The sequence below is a fragment of the Photorhabdus viridis genome (assembly GCF_040256935.1).
Lineage (GTDB): Bacteria > Pseudomonadota > Gammaproteobacteria > Enterobacterales > Enterobacteriaceae > Photorhabdus > Photorhabdus viridis.
Map to the genome: position 1 here is coordinate 1 of NZ_JBEJZY010000377.1, position 280 is coordinate 280.

The 280-nt window shown below is 49.6% G+C and carries 1 protein-coding gene; it reads left to right on the forward strand.

The window, feature by feature from the left end; all coding sequences use genetic code 11:
- A partial coding sequence (locus ABR397_RS23810) for an Rpn family recombination-promoting nuclease/putative transposase (RefSeq protein WP_350307848.1) occupies positions 1–280 on the forward strand: 280 nt, incomplete at both ends.

The following is a 280-nucleotide window of genomic DNA, read 5'->3' on the forward strand; positions in this document are numbered from 1 at the left end:
TACCAATTGGCTCGACTGCTTCGATGATCCGGCCCTGGCGAAGGAAATCTATTCCGGTCCCTTCCCGCTGGTCGATGTGACGGTCATCTCCGATGATGAAATCCTGACGCATAAACGGGTCGCGCTATTGGAAATGGTGCAAAAACATATCCGGCAGCGAGATATGGCGGAGTTACTGCAAGAGTTGGTCATACTGCTGACGTATGATTACTATACGGATGAACAGCTAAAAAGCGTGCTAAACTACTTATTACAGGCGGGAGATACTGCCGATCCAGAG